This is a genomic window from Thiolapillus sp. (genome assembly GCF_048562965.1).
Taxonomy (GTDB): Bacteria; Pseudomonadota; Gammaproteobacteria; order Chromatiales; family Chromatiaceae; genus Thiolapillus; species Thiolapillus brandeum_A.
Genome location: NZ_JBHNMF010000943.1, coordinates 1 through 1101, shown reverse-complemented (window position 1 = coordinate 1101; position 1101 = coordinate 1). Strand labels below are relative to the sequence as shown.

Sequence of the window (1101 nt, the reverse complement as noted above, 5' to 3'; positions counted from 1 at the left end):
AATAAGGTGAAGAATTCACTAAACAAGACCGCCCGCTGGTCTGCCCTTGTCATGGCAATGGGAGTGATGGGTCTCATCAGCGCCCAGAGCCAGGCAGCAATCAACTGGCCCGGCGGTACTGGCGACCCCAACAAGAAGTCCAAGAACTACAAGAAAGGCTACAAGAAAGGACAGAAAGACTGGGTCGGCACACCCAAGGACTGCGGCGTGCTGCTGGAAGACGTGATTCCCGTTCCGGGCTGGGGTGAAACTGAACCCAATGACCACATGGCTGCCGCAGACAGGATTTTCCTGAATCGCTTCTACAAGGGCAACAGCCTGGATAAATTCGACAAGGACTGGTACTACTTCGCCACCACCAAACCCAACCAGAATCTGCTCATCAACTTTCTGGGCGACCAAGCAGACTACACGAGTACGGATGGCTGGGTCGTGAATGTGCATGACCGCAACGGCAACGTCATCGCCTCCTTCGACAGCACCACCAGCGGTCCGGGGAACATATACCGCAACGGCGATAAGGAAGAAGATGTGGTGGATCCCAACGAGCCCATCCTCGCCAAGACGCCCCTGAGCAACGCCAAGATAATGCTCACCACCCTGGGCAATGCGGGCCGCTACTATATATCAGTAGCATCGAAAGAAGATGCGGGGGCAGAAAGGGCCTACCATATTTCCGCCATGGTCTCAGAATCCGACCAGATCTCTCCAAACCCGGACACTAACTTTTTCGATACGGAAACCGAGATCAACGACACCCAGGAAGCGGCTGACCCGTTGCGCTCCAACGTGCATATGTTCGGCACCTTTGGGCGCAAGATGGTGAAGTGATTTGTTCCACCCGAGGACAACGTCGAATGGGTTTATCCTGGTTGTGACCCCGCCAATATTCAAAGCATTTTAGACCATGCCCCTCCCGGCCAAGGCGACTGCAGTTGCGATGTGGAGAATACACCAGCAGGAACCTGCCAAGCTATACCTAAAGGCTCTTCCCCTGATTGAGTGGGCGCCCATCATCTAGTAATCCCATCAGGGTAAAGATCCAACCCGCCGAGATGGAAGTAAATGGCATTGGCAAACCGCTCTTTATTGCGGAAGCCT

At 54.2% G+C, this 1101-nt stretch carries 1 pseudogene; it reads left to right on the top strand.

Features of this window, described 5'->3' with window-relative positions:
* Positions 1 to 831: pseudogene (locus ACOCD2_RS21340) on the top strand (hypothetical protein); the annotation flags it as partial.
* Between the last annotated feature and the right edge of the window lie 270 nt (positions 832 to 1101).